At 35.7% G+C, this 15,583-nt stretch carries 15 protein-coding genes; 9 read left to right on the plus strand and 6 right to left on the minus strand.

Annotated elements, in window-relative coordinates:
* Nucleotides 1-39 precede the first annotated feature (39 nt).
* The 4 genes from HW347_RS00320 to HW347_RS00335 all read left to right on the plus strand — a co-directional run bounded on the left by HW347_RS00320 (nucleotide 40) and on the right by HW347_RS00335 (nucleotide 4,393).
* A complete protein-coding gene (locus HW347_RS00320; protein ID WP_225901784.1) occupies nucleotides 40-822 on the plus strand; it encodes a glycerophosphodiester phosphodiesterase in 783 nt (260 codons plus the stop codon).
* 83 nt (nucleotides 823-905) lie between these two features.
* Nucleotides 906-1,793 (plus strand): glycoside hydrolase family 16 protein, encoded by an 888-nt coding sequence (locus HW347_RS00325; RefSeq protein ID WP_214609981.1) that lies wholly within the window; start codon nucleotides 906-908, stop codon nucleotides 1,791-1,793.
* 396 nt (nucleotides 1,794-2,189) lie between these two features.
* Nucleotides 2,190-2,912: an adenine nucleotide alpha hydrolase gene (locus HW347_RS00330; protein WP_214609982.1), complete on the plus strand. Its 723-nt coding sequence runs from the start codon at nucleotides 2,190-2,192 to the stop codon at nucleotides 2,910-2,912.
* A 359-nt stretch (nucleotides 2,913-3,271) separates the two neighbouring features.
* Entirely contained in the window at nucleotides 3,272-4,393 is a 1,122-nt protein-coding gene (locus tag HW347_RS00335) for a methyltransferase (RefSeq protein WP_214609983.1), read from the plus strand.
* Between the two features lie 120 nt (nucleotides 4,394-4,513).
* On the opposite strand, the gene HW347_RS00340 is transcribed toward HW347_RS00335, so the two are convergent.
* The 5 genes from HW347_RS00340 to HW347_RS00360 all read right to left on the minus strand — a co-directional run bounded on the left by HW347_RS00340 (nucleotide 4,514) and on the right by HW347_RS00360 (nucleotide 7,578).
* Complete coding sequence (locus HW347_RS00340; protein WP_214609984.1) at nucleotides 4,514-5,161, minus strand: hypothetical protein; 648 nt, start codon at nucleotides 5,159-5,161, stop codon at nucleotides 4,514-4,516.
* 8 nt (nucleotides 5,162-5,169) lie between these two features.
* Complete coding sequence (locus tag HW347_RS00345; protein WP_214609985.1) at nucleotides 5,170-5,613, minus strand: DUF1569 domain-containing protein; 444 nt, start codon at nucleotides 5,611-5,613, stop codon at nucleotides 5,170-5,172.
* 13 nt (nucleotides 5,614-5,626) lie between these two features.
* On the minus strand, nucleotides 5,627-5,977 hold the full coding sequence (locus HW347_RS00350; RefSeq protein WP_214609986.1) for a YciI family protein: 351 nt from the start codon (nucleotides 5,975-5,977) through the stop codon (nucleotides 5,627-5,629).
* An 81-nt stretch (nucleotides 5,978-6,058) separates the two neighbouring features.
* On the minus strand, nucleotides 6,059-6,640 hold the full coding sequence (locus tag HW347_RS00355; protein ID WP_214609987.1) for a Crp/Fnr family transcriptional regulator: 582 nt from the start codon (nucleotides 6,638-6,640) through the stop codon (nucleotides 6,059-6,061).
* Nucleotides 6,641-6,765: 125 nt separating this feature from the next.
* On the minus strand, nucleotides 6,766-7,578 hold the full coding sequence (locus HW347_RS00360; protein WP_214609988.1) for a glycoside hydrolase family 16 protein: 813 nt from the start codon (nucleotides 7,576-7,578) through the stop codon (nucleotides 6,766-6,768).
* 192 nt (nucleotides 7,579-7,770) lie between these two features.
* Here HW347_RS00360 and HW347_RS00365 point away from each other — a divergent pair, with 192 nt between their 5' ends.
* The 5 genes from HW347_RS00365 to HW347_RS00385 all read left to right on the plus strand — a co-directional run bounded on the left by HW347_RS00365 (nucleotide 7,771) and on the right by HW347_RS00385 (nucleotide 14,444).
* Nucleotides 7,771-9,615, plus strand: a complete 1,845-nt coding sequence (locus tag HW347_RS00365; protein WP_214609989.1) for a PLP-dependent aminotransferase family protein — start codon at nucleotides 7,771-7,773, stop codon at nucleotides 9,613-9,615.
* A 55-nt stretch (nucleotides 9,616-9,670) separates the two neighbouring features.
* Nucleotides 9,671-10,453: an arylamine N-acetyltransferase family protein gene (locus HW347_RS00370; protein ID WP_225901785.1), complete on the plus strand. Its 783-nt coding sequence runs from the start codon at nucleotides 9,671-9,673 to the stop codon at nucleotides 10,451-10,453.
* A 63-nt stretch (nucleotides 10,454-10,516) separates the two neighbouring features.
* Nucleotides 10,517-10,738, plus strand: a complete 222-nt coding sequence (locus HW347_RS00375) for a hypothetical protein (RefSeq protein WP_155598212.1) — start codon at nucleotides 10,517-10,519, stop codon at nucleotides 10,736-10,738.
* A 217-nt stretch (nucleotides 10,739-10,955) separates the two neighbouring features.
* Nucleotides 10,956-12,956, plus strand: a complete 2,001-nt coding sequence (locus tag HW347_RS00380) for a DUF4962 domain-containing protein (protein WP_214609990.1) — start codon at nucleotides 10,956-10,958, stop codon at nucleotides 12,954-12,956.
* A gap of 120 nt (nucleotides 12,957-13,076) precedes the next feature.
* On the plus strand, nucleotides 13,077-14,444 hold the full coding sequence (locus HW347_RS00385; protein ID WP_214609991.1) for a DEAD/DEAH box helicase: 1,368 nt from the start codon (nucleotides 13,077-13,079) through the stop codon (nucleotides 14,442-14,444).
* Nucleotides 14,445-14,534: 90 nt separating this feature from the next.
* On the opposite strand, the gene HW347_RS00390 is transcribed toward HW347_RS00385, so the two are convergent.
* Nucleotides 14,535-15,560, minus strand: a complete 1,026-nt coding sequence (locus HW347_RS00390; protein WP_214609992.1) for an L-rhamnose/proton symporter RhaT — start codon at nucleotides 15,558-15,560, stop codon at nucleotides 14,535-14,537.
* Nucleotides 15,561-15,583 lie beyond the last annotated feature (23 nt).

Raw genomic sequence — 15,583 nt, forward strand, 5'->3', positions numbered from 1 at the left:
AGGGCCTGTGCCTAAATATTAATGTTTAAAATGTAAAGTATGAGATGTATTGTTCTATTGATAACAATGATTCTAATCGGTTCGTGTTCAGCTACAAAAGAAACTGTCAATTTTTCACAAAATAAAGTCGTCGCCCACAGAGGTGCATGGAAGGCTAAAAATTTACCAGAAAATTCTATTGCTGCGCTAAAGGAAGCGATTCGAAAACAATACGCAGGTTCCGAATTTGATGTACGCATGACTGTGAACGATTCTTTAATAATTACCCATGACCCAGATTATGCCAGTCTGAATATAGAAGAAACCAGTTATGAAGACCTAAGCAAATTTCCGTTAAAGAATGGAGAGATATTACCTACCCTAAGAGAATATATTTTGGCCGGCCTTGAAAATAATACGACTACACGTCTTGTTTGTGAAATAAAGCCATCCAAAAATAAGGAAAGAGGACTATTGATTGCCGAAAAAGTCTATCAAATGGTTAATGAACTCAAAGCACAACACATGGTTATATATATTAGTTTTAGCTATGATATTTTAAAGCGATTGGAAGAACTGAATCCTGAAGTACACACGCAGTATCTAGACGGCAGCAAATCTCCCGAGGTACTAAAGCGTGATGGCATCGATGGTGCCGATTATTACTTATCCGTCTTTAAAAAACATCCGGAATGGATTACAAGTGCCAAAAAGAACAAAATAGCCCTAAATGCGTGGACGGTAAACGAAGAAGATGAAATGGAGTGGTTCTTAAAAAATAATTTTGATTTTATCACCACAAACGAACCAGAGTTGTTACTTAAGAAAACGACACAACCTTAAAAAAGAGTTCTTTCATGAAGAATTCAGTTATGACCATTACATTTTCCCCAAGTTTCTTATCTTGTTTATATAACTAAAATCCCATGCAAAAGCCCTCTATTTTCAAATACCTTCTACTTTTAATTTTTGTAGGATTTATTGTTGGCAGTTGCGAAAGCAACCCTAAGAAAAACAAAAACATTGAGCCAGTGGAAGAATCGTCCGAAGCCTACACATTGGTATGGGCGGATGAATTTGATGGTACTGGCAAACCAAAATCTGCTAATTGGGCCTACGAAACAGGTTTTATTAGAAATAACGAGAGACAATACTATACCGACAATTCTAAGAACGTTCGTCTCGAGGATGGCTTTCTCATTATAGAAGCCCACAAGGAAAAGGTAACAAACAAGGCATTTGTTTCTGAAGAGGCTGACAACTGGATGAAAAATAAGGAGTTTGGAGAGTACTCCTCCGCCAGCTTGACTACTAAGGATATAACCGAATGGAAATATGGCAAAATTAGTGTTCGAGCCAAGTTGCCGAAGGGTACTGGAACATGGCCGGCTATCTGGATGTTGGGTGAGAATTGGAAAGAAGTAGGTTGGCCAAAATGTGGCGAAATAGATATCATGGAACACGTTGGCTATCAAAACGATTCGATTTTCGGTACCGTTCATACTGAATCTTTCAACCACATTAAAGGAACCGAAGTTGGCAAGTCTGTGTTCATTGAAAACCCATATGATAATTTCCATGAATATTCTATAGAATGGACTCCCGAGAAAATTGTATTCATATTAGATGGCAATGCTTACCATCAGTTTGAAAACCTGAACAAAACCTATGCGGAATGGCCTTTTGACCAAGCTTTTCATTTAAAATTGAACTTAGCCATCGGTGGTAGTTGGGGAGGACAAAAGGGTATAGACGACAGTATCTTTCCTCAACAAATGATAATTGATTATGCCAGAGTATATCAAAAGGAGTAAATTATTCATTGAATTCGTAAGAAAGTTAATTCTATTATCAATTTCAGATTCTGCAACAATCTTCATTACACGTAAATTTCATTTCAGATTATTATGGTCTAGAAATTACAACCATCTTTTTTCTAGGTTACCATTAAAAAAAGTATATCATCTTTTATTTAGACTTTACAAAAATCGACATTCGTTTACATTTGAGAAAATCGACAAAATGGAGTATCCAATTATCAAGGAGGTGACGGTTTTTTTTGTCACTTTTACAGAAACTTAGTATTAGAATTCAGATCTGTCCGATTATACAATCGAAAAAACACAATCAATTCAATTTAACCTTGCAAATTGAGACAAGAAAAACAGAAACAAAAACCTTCCCCTAATATTCAACAAAATTAGCTCCCGATGAAAAAGCTAAAAACATATTTTAACTGGAGCACTGGTAAGGATGCCGCATTAGCATATTACCACCTTCAGAGAGATGACCTATACCAAGTAGACCAATTTATCACCTCTATAAATACACATCACAACCGAGTTTCCATGCACGGCCTTAGAAGGGAATTGTTATTAAAACAGGTTCAAGAAGTTGGGCTTCCGGTTACAACAATTGAACTTCCAGAGGAACCTACAATGGAAGAATACAACGCACAAATGGAGCGCGCTGTCACCAAACTAAAGTCCGCAGGATACGCTCATTGCGGTTTTGGCGATATTTTCTTAGAAGACCTTAGGGCTTATAGAGAAGAGCAACTAAAAAAATATGATATTAAATGTTGTTTTCCTCTTTGGCAAAGAGACACTAAAGAGCTCTTAGAAGAGTTTTTAGACTTAGGCTTCAAAGCCATAGTTATCTGTATAAAATCTGAATTATTAGATGCCTCATTTGTGGGAAGAGAAATTGATAGAAATTTCATTAAAGACTTGCCTGCGAATGTTGACCCATGTGGCGAAAATGGTGAATTTCATACCTTTTGTTATGATGGTCCTATTTTCAATAATCCTGTCAAATTTACTGTAGGCGAGAAAGTTTACCGGGAGTATAAGAACCCAGAAAAAGACACTAAAGCAAAAAAACCGGATTTAATGGGTTTCTGGTTCTGCGACTTAATACCGGTTGATGAATAAATGATAAATAAACATCTACATGGATTTCTTATTTCTTAAAGCCCAAGGAAAAGAAATAGTACCAATAATCTCAATAATTCTTCCAAATAACCAGAATTGCAATATCCCGTTTAAGTCAATCTATTTTCATTTATTATCATCTTGGTGCTGGTTCATAAAGAAGTATCTTTGTCCTCGTATTATTTTTCAATACCCTTTCGCACTAGCGAATTGCTAAGGCTATTTTAAGTCCTTATTTTGATTAATAAAACTCTAGCAACCAATTTAATGCCTGATTGCTAGCAAGTAACTCATATAGTGGTTTTAATCCTTACGCCTTGCTCAGCTCATTACTTTGCAATTCGTTTCAATTCAAAAAAATGGCGCTTTCAAAATCTACAGTAAATAAAACTTCAAAAAAAGAAGATGACAAGTCTGAGCCAATTCTTGTAAACAAGCCAGAACCTTTTGTATCTGAAACAGGAAAACCCATAATAGTCTTTGACGGCTCTTTAGACCTTAAGCGTACTATTAAAATTTTAGAAGGTGGGAAGCCTATTTTAATAACTGCTTTTTATAGTGATGGCTTACTGCTTCTTAAAGAGTTGCAATTACATCTAAAGAAAAAGTTACCTAATAAAACCCTTAAAGAACAACACCAATTCCGTTCTGCTTTTCACAAACTTTCAAATCTAGTTTTAATAGAAATTGTAGACCATAAACTGGCCGTAAAAAAAGCTCCTTCCATTGGTTGGTTAGAAAAATTATATCCAGAAGACAACGATTTCATATTATCCTTTCCGCAAGTTCAAGGCCTAAACAGTGCTTGGCAATGGTACAAAAACGGAATTACCACTCCTGTGTTACGGAACAAAATACACCCTTATTACGGTACATATTTCTCTACCCGTTTTGAAAAACTGATTCTTTTTGATAACTGGTTAAAACGTTATGAAGGACCTAAAAAATCTGCTATTGATGTAGGGGTTGGTACTGGCGTATTATCCTTCCAGATGGTTAAGCATGGTTTTCAAAAGGTTTTTGCCACGGATACAAATCCTAATGCCATCATAGGCCTAAAAGAACAATTGGGAGACACGAAGCTTTCCAGAAAAATTGAGCTGGATTATGGTTCTCTTTTTGGAAAATGGGACAAACAGACCGAATTAATTGTTTTTAATTCGCCTTGGTTACCAAAAATAGATAGTTCGGATAAAAATGATGAGGCTGTTTATTACGATAAAAAACTATTTCCTGATTTCTTTGCCGCAGCAAAAGAGCGCTTGTTACCAGACGGGAAGCTTGTAATTATCTTTTCTAATATAGCCCAGTTAACAAAGTCAACTAAAGAACACCCTATTAAGAAGGAATTGGAGTCTGGCGGCAGGTTTAAATTAGAAAAGTCTTGGACAAAAGATGTGAAGGGTACTTCAGACAAAACAAAGGAGGATAAAGATTCTCGCCCTACCGAAGAAATAGAGCTTTGGGTATTGACAAACTAGTCCCAAATAGCTTTTTTTCATTCAGCATGTTAGCTTTAAAGCAGTTTTAAGATGGTATTAGATTTTGATAAATCTTATCCTTCTTAGAGCAGCAAACTGCAACCATTCTATGAATAGCTTTTATTTTTGACTTATCTCATTTCTAATAGATAGTACATGGGACAAGTAAACTACAGGAACAATATAAGCTGGTAAATAGATATAAGGGAATTTCAATAGGGCTATGTTAGGCTGATTGAATGCGAATTGCTGTATTGGTAATGGAGAAGATAGAATTGCAATTACAACAATAATCGTCAAGAAAAGTATTCCAACATTATTCCATAGTATCACAAACAATTTTGGCAATTTGTTTCTTGTAATTAGAAGGTTTACGAATACGATCAATGCTGAAATACCAACTAAAATATCAAAATTATAACCGGTAAAGGTCATCAATTCCGGAATCAACTTTCTTAAAAAGAGTTGATACAATACTAATTCCACTGGTATTCTTAATATATGTACAGCCAATAACATGCTGTAATTCAAACAATCCTTCCTGACTACTTTATAAAAATATGTAGCCACGACTATACCCAAAAATATCACCAGTAAAAATCTTGGAGGCTTGGTTTCTGTATTTTCAAAAAATCCGGAATACGCCAGTACTCCAGTTACTATAAGCAGTATCACACTCAAAAACAGGACTCTCCTGTTACGACCAGTTCCCAAATAGAAGAAAACTAGCGATAAAATGGTAATGAGTATAAAAATTAGACTGAGCATTTTTAAAGTTATTTCCCAAATTGACTTAAGTGATGGTCTGTATGCTTATAAACAAATTGTCCAATCTGCTCTTTACTCATTTTCCCAAAAAAGGGATGTACAAAGTTGATGTTGGAAAATGTTGGGTACTCCTGTAAAAAGGCAACCCATTTCTTTTGCTCATTTTCAAAATTTCCGGTTCCCGTAATTTTCATTTCAGGATGCGTAGGCTGATTTTTTTTTATGGAACTTTCATCCTTTAAAATTCCCTTTAAAGCCATTGAACCAAACAACCGGCCAATAAATAAACGTTTGTATGTTTTCTTTCCTAAAAACATCTCTTCACCCAAAACGCAATGTTTCACCATTTGATAGGCATTCATTTTACCCCATTGCGCAATGTCATTAGCCTCTAATGTATTGATTCTTAAAACCAACTCCTCTATTGTATTTTGGTCAAATATCGTTTTCATATGGGTTCAGGTTTTAAGATTCCATAGGAATAACGTTTCTAACCTCAACAGACCCACCTAGCGTGAGAATAGGACAACCTTTAGCCATTTCCGTAGCATCTTTTAATGAAGAGGATTTAACGACCATATTACCGCTTAAGGTTTCATTATTAGAAACATTAATAGTGTTTTCAACTTGACCATCTTTAAGTATTAGATTCCCTTCAAAACCTATTCTGCAAGTACTTACTAATTTAGCCTGCGAAGCAATAGTGCCTATAAATGCACCCCATTCTTTCTGCATTGTAGCAATTTGTGTTGCAGTAGGTTGTTTGTTGCTCGGTTCCATATGGAAGAGAAACATAAATTCTTTTTGATTTTCCATTCGTTTACAGTTTTACTAATTATCTATGTTGTAAAGTTGCGAACAACAGAGAACATAAAACTTGTCCTATGGCAAGAAAACCTATTCCTCAGAAATTTCTTTTCTGAGCCTACTTAGAGAAGTGTCCGTAATACCAAGAAAGGAAGCAATATGCTTTAAAGAAACATTTTGTATTACGTGTGGCTTTTCTTTCATCAGCCTTAAATACCTATCCTTTGCCTGATCTGCAATCATGGATACACTTTGCTGTTTTAATGAGAAGTAACTACTCACAAGTGTTGTACGGCCTTGTTCTCTAAAACTTCTTATGTTATGAAAAAGCGTTTGAAATGTATCAAAATCTAATTGCCAACAAATACAATCCGTTAAAGCCTGAATATTTTCCCTTGTAGGGTTTCGCAGGAAAAAGGATGTCCAGTCAATAACAATATCTCCCGTGGAATAAAAATTAGTTGAGATATCATTGCCTTCCGTATCTATAACAAACGAACGCACAAACCCACTTTCTACAAACCAATATTGATTTTCCGTAGTACCCTCTTGCAAAAGAAAATCGCTTTTGGTAAAGGAAACTTGTTTGAATTCAGGAAAAATTAAATCTATTTCTTCAGCGGAGAAATCTTGAGCTCTGAAAATGTTATTCAAAAAATGTTGGTCTTTCATATCTTGTATTTCACTTGGGTAGTTTTCTTTGATAGTGCAAAATACATTATTACAAAACTATATTGAAGCCCAAATTTATATTTCATAAATCTATTAGAACCAAGCCTCAAACACTTGTAAAAGTTTTACTGAAGTTGATAAACCCTTGCATAATCTACAGTCATTTGTTGCGGGAACACGCTTTCATCAATACCTTGTTGACCACCCCAAGAACCACCAACAGCAAGGTTTAATTTCAAATGAAAAGGTTGGTCAAATGGCCATTCTGCTTCTGTCTTTCCTACATTTTCAAATTGATGATATACGGTACCATCCAAAATAAAATCTATTTTCTCTCGTGTCCATTCAACAGCGTACACATGAAATTCTTCATATGGGGAATCTACAAAAACCGATTTACCAACCTCGGTTCCTATGGTGTGATTAAAGGCTTCCGTATGGACAGTACCAAAAATTACATCCTTATCAAAACCTACATGTTCCATAATATCAATCTCGCCGCACTCTGGCCATCCAACCTCTTCCCAATTTTCACCCAACATCCAAATGGCGGGCCACATTCCGACGCCTTTGGCGAGTTTGGCCCTCACCTCTATCTTTCCGTATTGCCATTCAGCAAGATTTTTGGTTGTTATACTCGCAGAAGTGTAAGAAGCGTCATTTTGTCTGGGCTCTTTATGCGCTTCAATAATTAAAAAACCATCGGCAAGTCGTACATTTTTTAGACTGTCTGTATAATACTGTTCTTCTTCGTTTCTAATAAATCCAATTTCGTATTCCCATTTCTCCGAATCTAGCTGGCCTACGCCTTCAAATTCATCGCTCCAGACCAATTTATATTCCGTTTCCAATTCATTACGACCAATACTATCATCTTCCTTAGTTTCCTTACAAGCCAAAAGACTAAAAAATGAGAGTATAACAAGATAATTTTTCATAAAAATAGATTTAGGGCTGATTTATCAAATTGATAATCAATCAAATATACAGAAACATCATCAACTATTTTGTTACAATCAACTCCCCAAAAGTTAAATTCCCCTTAGTAATTGAGCACCATTTAAACCGCATCTTGTTCACTTAAAAAGTCTAATTAATGTATCTTGCTAACCTATTTAAAGGTGAATTTTATGGACGCGAATAAAGTGTTGAATTACATTGAAGAAGTATTAGAAAATATGCCTGCTGGATGGTTGAATCTAACAACACACCGGCTAGATATTTATAATGAAAATTTAGCAAAAACTCAATTCTTACAGCAGTTTGAAGCCTTATTTAATGATGCTAATTCTACATCAGAAGCGTTAAGCAACTTACCCACCGCTTACGATTATATTAGATTAGGCCACCCTTTATCTTGTATTCTAGAATGGGTAATTGCTCACTTAAATAATCTGGAAGCAGATAATGTAATTAGCTTTTCATCAAAGACGATTCCCGTTTTAGCCATTCTAAGAAAAAACTTATTAGAAGGTAAAAATACTCGAATAACTTATTCAGGTGAATTACCAGAATGTTTTAATGCCGAAGTTGTAAAACGGGTTTATGGCTATAACTTTGAATTGAGGAAAATTGAAAAAGCTTCAACTATTACAAAGTTTGATGGCAGTACCATCTTCATTTCTGAACAAGAAGAAATTGGCTCAATTGACCATAATCCAAATATTGATTTTTTCATCAACTTAAATTCTCAACTAGGAAGTATCCTAATAGTAAATGGCAAGGAAAATAAGAGCTATATTTCAGACATTCAGCATGTAAGAAGAAGAGAGACCATTGCCATGACACCAGCAAATTCTATAATTGCTTTAAAGTCAATCATCAGGCAATCTTCTGCTAATATCAAAATTACCAGTACTGAGGCTAACAAAACACAGGTCTTGGACGCCATTGCCACAGTTACTGGCTCAAATACAAAGGCTTTGCTTGCTTCTAGTGGACTTTCTATGCAGTATGCCATTATGATGGGTCTGATCCATGATGCTTTAGACAATCATAAAGGAAAGGCAATCAAGATTATTGTTCCTCCCAACTGTTATGGTGGCACCAATGATCAGGCAAGACGTGTAGCTGCTTGTATTGACAATGTAGAAATTGTAGATTTACTAGTAGATGGTGATAATGATATGGTGCAAAGTATTGATACCATTTTAAATAAAATAGCACACGAAGATGCCGTTCCGTACATCATTGCAGAGATTCCAACAAACCCTAGAGTAGAGGTTCCCAATCTCATAAATTTAAAGGCTGTTTTAACTAAAGAGCGTAAAACGGATAACGGTGAATTTGCTATTGATCCCGTTTTTATTTTAGACCAAACATTTTGCCCTAATGTTCACTTTTTAGGCGAAAATGCCATTCTCTCTACCGTTAGAACCATTTCATATGTTAGTGGCTCTAAATTCCCCAGTGGCGGGCAATGTACTGCTGGTTATTGTGTAGGGAATACAAAAACGGAAGCTTTGATGGACAAAATAGAAACACATCTTAGACTTTGCGATAATGAAGCTACAGATTATCAAGTTGAAATATTGGCAAAGCAATTACCATCTATGAATCAAAGAATTCATGATGCTTATAAAAACACTCGCGAATTTGTAAACTATATTCATGAGACCTTACCAGGAGCAAAAATTAATTTTGTTTCAGAAGAATTGGCCTCAGAAGGATTTACGCCATCTGTTTTTTCATTAGACCTTCCCACCAAAGGCAATACCCCTGAGGAAAAAGAAGCGTATAAGAGAGCAATGAACCTTAAGTTAATCAACTTAATGATTACCGAAATTCCTAACGAGAGTAAGTTCTGTGTGAGCTACGGGCAGTTAAAAGGTTGTTATTGGACTATACCTGCTACTTCTACTCAAGGAACGACTAAAGAAGGCGACAAAGATTATATAGTAAGAGTATCACTTTCACCAAGTTTGGACCTGGACCTTCACAAAAAAGTGTTTTCAAAATTTGTTGAGAGTATTTGATTTGGCAGAAGAAATACTCCTGCCCAAGAACTAAGAAACGGCTGGTTTTGTAGCTATGAAATACATTAGTAAAATGGATATAAGGCCGTATTTAAACCGAATAAACTTTACTGACTGTCCGGAAGTCAATAAACGTGTTCTTTATGACCTTCAGAAAAAGCACCTTCTAAATATTCCGTTTGAAAATTTGGATATCCACTATGGAAGAGAAATAAATCTTTCGATAGCTCATATTTATAAGAAAATAGTCCTTGATAAACGTGGCGGATTCTGTTACGAGCTAAACGGATTATTTCATCAACTTCTAAAAGAAATTGGTTTTAAAGCAAAACTGATTTCAGCTCGCGTTCATGTTAAAAATGAAGAATATAGTCCTGAGTATGACCATATGGCTATTATCGTTGATTTGGAAAATCAAGATTACTTGGTAGATGTTGGTTTTGGAAAATTCACTTTAGAACCTCTAGAATTAATAACAAACCAAAAGATTACTGATAGTCTTGGCCAGTTTCAGTTTGACACCTATAAAAAGGATTACTACCGTGTAAACGAACTAAAAAGCAGTGATTTAATCCCACAATACATTTTTAAAACTAAAGAGCGGAAATTATCTGAATTCGCTAAAAGATGTGCATTCCACCAGACAAGCGATGAGTCTCATTTCAGCAAGAAGAAATTAATCTCCATTGCAACAAATGAAGGAAGAATAACGCTCAACAATTCGCAGTTAAAAATTACCAAAGCAGGAATAGAGGAAGAGGTAAAGTTTGATGAAAGTGAGTTTGAAACGAAATTGAAGCACTACTTTGACATAGAAATTAAAAAAGATAGTTACTAATAAAGTATAAAACCATTCCAAACCTATCTCAACTCTAGTATCTTGCAATAATAAACCGTCATTATGAAATTAAACTTGTTGTCTTGTGATGCTCAGAGACCGGATAAAAGAGCAATTGCCCAATGTATTACAGAAATTTCTAATGTAGGTAACTCTTTAGCTCATGAACTTACCGATATCCTTTTAGAAGGAGATGCCGTAGACATTGAAGTTGAGGATAAAAATTCTGGCTCTGCCCTAAGAGCATTGCGTAAATTAAGTGTTGATTACGAAATTATAGAATAAGCCAAAACTGAATTCCATTTCTTTACAATACTCTATTCAAGGTCTAGCAATCACCGTACTTTAAACTAGTAAACTATATCGTTACGTATCTAAACAGCTAATTTTTCAATTTATAGGGATTGTATTTTTAGTTTTTGGAAAGTTGTAATCTTTCGCTTAGGTTTGATTGCTTGTACATTAAATGTTTCAAGCGTGTATCTCAACAAAACGAAATATTATGTACAAGAGAATATCTATTTCTTCCCTCCTCTTCACCTTATTGTTAACGAGTTTTACATTCGCTCAAGACACTCAAGAATTAGAAGCCGAACAGGCAGCAAATAAAAAATTAAAAGGTGAAAGTGTGCTTGTTAATTTGATGAAAACAAAAAACTCTTCATTAAAAAAAGAGCTTGAAGGTGTACATCCAAGAGTTTTTCTAACGCAATCTGAAATTGAAGGATTAAAAGATAAAACCAAATCTCAAAAAGAACTTTGGCAAACCGCCCTTTCCAGAGTTAGGGCTATGACTATTGAACCAACGCCGGCGCCAGCGCAAGACCGTAGGGTTCAAAACCCAGTTGGTCTAGGAATTCCCGAAGCAGCTCTTGCTTATAAAATAACAGGCGAAAAAAAATACTTAGATGCTGCCAAGAAATATATGGAAGCAGCACTTTCCTATGACGTTTGGGGATATGTATATAACAAACCAGATGTTGATTTAGCTGCCGGCCATCTACTCTATGGGCTGGGTTGGGGTTACGACTTACTTTACCACGATTTAACTCCTACTGAACGCGAAAAATACAAGGCAAAATTAATACGACAGGCTAGGTTGCTGTATGATTTTTATAAGCCAAAATCAGGTAAAACATACGCTTATAGTCAAAACCACACTTTCATTCCTATGACCGGTTTGGCAGTAGCCGCTTATGCCTTACAAGGCGAAACACCGGAAGCTAATGACTGGGCAGCTTTACCACGAGCAATTTACGAAGGTGTTTTAGGAACCTATTCTGATGACGGATTTTACTATGAAGGTATTGAATATTGGATTTTTTCCACACCATGGCTTATTCATTATTTAGATGTGCAATTGCATGCTACAGGAGAGGACCTATTTGAAGCAGCACCAGGTTTAAAATTGATTCATAAATATATAGCCCACGCAACATTACCAGGCGGCGAATTCCATTTTGATTATGGTGACACCTATACCGGAGGTCTTACCCGTTCTAAAAAAAGTGAAGATTATAGTCGCGAGCGCATAGACGGTCACTTTCAAAGTAGCTATAACATTCTGTATAATCTTGCCAACAAGTTTCAGAATGGGGAAGCGCAAGGTGTTGCTAATTGGCTGAAGGAGAAAGGGCAAGTAAGCGCAGAAGAAATGTGGACTTTTATTTGGTATAACCCTACCGTAAAAACCATACCAATTGAAAAACAAGAAACATGGCACTATTTTAAAGACCATGATGTTGTTTTTTGGCGTTCGAGTTGGGATGATGATGCTACTGCATTTTCATTTAAATGCGGACCATCTGAAGGTCACGCTGCAATAGAAAAACAGCTAAAATATCCTGAATGGCGTTTATCTAGTGGACATGCTCACCCAGACGCAGGCAGTTTTATTATCTGGGCAAATGGAGAATATTTAACCGGAGATTCCGGTTATGAAGGACTAACAATGACGCAAAGTCATAATACCCTTGTATTTGACGGAAAAGGACAGAATCATGAAGGTGAAGGACATGATATTTTTTACGGTATTCCTTATGAGAGAATCAATAAAATTAGAATTATAGATGCTCAGTTAGATGCTAATCAAGTTTCTATTTTAGCTGATGTTACCGCAGCGTACGAACCTGAGGTTGGCGTTAAAAAATTCACTCGTAAGTTTGAATTTAAGGCTCCGGGTAGTTTTACTATAACCGATGATATTGAAACAAATTCCCCTAAAATTATCACTTCGTTTTTACACGCAGATAATACTATAAATCAGATTTCAGAGAACACATTTGAATTTGAGCCTAAAGAAACCAGCCTTTTGGTAAAAATTATCGCTCCTAAAATATTTGAAACAAAAGTGGATGCTAATATTTTAACGGCACCAGGAAAACCAGGATTTGTAGACGAAGGTGGTGATGAAGAAAGAGGCGTAAAGCTTGCTATCACAACAAAGGAAAAGGTTTCTACAGCTGAATTTGCAATGAAGTTAACCATTAAGAAAGAAAAATAAATTCAGGCATTTGATGGTTTATCAAGCAAAAGCACTCTTATAGTATGAACTAAAAGACACTTTGACGTTTATTGGTGCAAATGCCCTCACTTTCAGATTTTTCTTGATTACTTTTGCAAAATGAATACTTTCGAAGATTTCAAAATTAAAAAGCAGTTACAAAAGGCTATTGTAGATTTAGGGTTTGATGAACCAACACCTATTCAACAAGAGTCCTACTCCACCATTCTTGGCGGTAACGATTTTGTTGGGATTGCCCAAACCGGAACGGGAAAGACAATTGCATTCCTGCTACCTATCTTGCAGGAATTGAAGTATTCAGATCAAAAACACCCTAGGGTTTTAATCCTAGCGCCTACTAGAGAACTGGTAATTCAAATAGTAGAGCAAATAGAAAAACTAACGCCATATCTAAGTGTAAGGGCACTGGGTGTGTACGGTGGCTCTAACAATATAAACAATCAGAAAAGAGCTGTAGCGGAAGGTCAAGATATTATTGTAGGTACGCCTAGAAGATTATATGACTTGGTGCTTGCTAATGTACTTCGACTAAAATCAATCAAAAAATTAGTTATTGATGAAGTTGATGTTATGTTAGATTTTGGCTATAAAACGCAGCTAAGAAACATCTTTGAGTATCTACCAACAAAGCGTCAGAACATCCTTTTTTCTGCCACTATGACTACTTACGTAGACCAATTAATGAACGATTTCCTAGTTAACCCGGTTAAGAAAACCATTTCTATAAGTGGTACACCTTTGGAAAGTATTAGTCAAGAAGCCTATGCTGTTCCTAATTTCTATACCAAGGCCAACTTATTACATCATCTGTTAGAAGATAGAGATGAGTACAACAAAGTATTAATCTTTGTAGGCAGTAAGATCAGTGCCGATAGACTTGCTGAAACATTAGAAAATTTCGAATCTGAAATTTCTGTAATTCACTCAAGTAAAGAACAAAACCACCGTACAAAATCCATAGAGAAATTTGAAAACGGTAAAAGTAGAATCCTTATCGCGACAGATGTAATTGCTCGTGGTATTGATATTGATAAAATTAGTACGGTAATTAGTTTTGATACACCTTACTACCCAGAAAACTACATCCACAGGATTGGTAGAACCGGTAGAGCGGGCGAACAAGGAAGGTCTATTCTCTTTTACAATGAAAAAGAGACTGAATTAAAAGAGGCTATTGAAAGCTTAATGAACTACAAAATACCTTTCAATGAGCTTCCTAAGGAAGTAGAAATTAGCTCTGAACTAACACCTGAAGAAGACGTTAAACCTGTAGATCCCCACGCAGAGCTAGATGACGATGATTCTCCTATTCAAAAAGGAGCTTCCTTTCATAAGAAATCTGCCAAGAATAGCAAAGTACAAGCAGAGGTAAAAAGCTACGAGAGAAAATTAAAAAAGAAGTATAAAAAACCACAGAAACGAGGAGATAAAATCCAAAATAAAAATAGTAGCAAGAAGAAATGGTAACCTTCTAATAAATCCTAAGCTAAAAAATAAAATTTCTTTTTGTACTCATTTGGATAATAGGTCTGATTTATAACCTGACCAAGAAATATATTAAGATATAAAGTTACCATAGGCAATGACAATAATACCACCTGTCATTGCAAGTAATCCCGAGTATAAAAAACGCTTGCTCTTCCCTCCGGCATTTGTCCACTCGCCAGAGAATACCCCTAATAAATTAGCGACCATAATACAGCCTGTTTGAAATACTGCAAAACCAACAGATGTACCCAAGGGCCCCAAATTATAGGCTCCCAAGCCATATATAATCAAGGAGGCCACATAAATAATTGCCATTATAGCAATTAATACAATGTTTTTTGTGCTTGCTATTGAAGCAAACTTATTCCATGATTTACTTTTGCTTAACTGATATACAAAATATAAAACCGTAACAACACCACTACCAATAAAGGACGGAAGCATTACAGCCAATCTTGCTATCCATGGAGCATTACCAAATTGCTCTTGAGAAATAGCTCCTATATGACCAATATTATCTGCTACGTGATAGGACAGATTAAAACCGGCGGCACAAATACCCCCTACAATACACATAATAATACCTGTCTTCATATTTTTAGAAGAACTACTATCACTCGTGATAGATTCATTAGACTCCCGCAAAAGTCCTGCTTTTCCGTTTAGTATAATTCCGCCCATGATTATCAAAATCCCTAGCACAATCACCATTCCACCCGGAGTTTGCAATTGTTCCATATTCCCCATAAAAAAAGGTATCATAGAGCCTACTAAGGTGGCAACTCCTATTAGCAAAGAGAAGCCTAAAGCCATTCCTATTTTAGAAATACTAATTCCCCAAAGAAGGTTGCCTATTCCCCAGAGCAGACTTAAAAAGAATACGCTTACAAAAACTGAAGATGGAACTTGTGCATAGGTATCGCCTAATCCGTTTACTAAAATAAAAGAAGCTAGTACGGGAACAATGAACATGGCGAATAGCCAGAAGCTACCCCACAAATTAGCTACCTCATAACGTTTTATGTATTTACTTGGAAAAGCATAAAAACCTAGCATAATTGCTGCCAAAAGCACCCAGAAAAATCCTAGTATCATATTCCTTTTTCTTAATGAAAATT

The sequence above is a fragment of the Zobellia barbeyronii genome (assembly GCF_018603515.1).
Classification (GTDB): Bacteria; Bacteroidota; Bacteroidia; order Flavobacteriales; family Flavobacteriaceae; genus Zobellia; species Zobellia barbeyronii.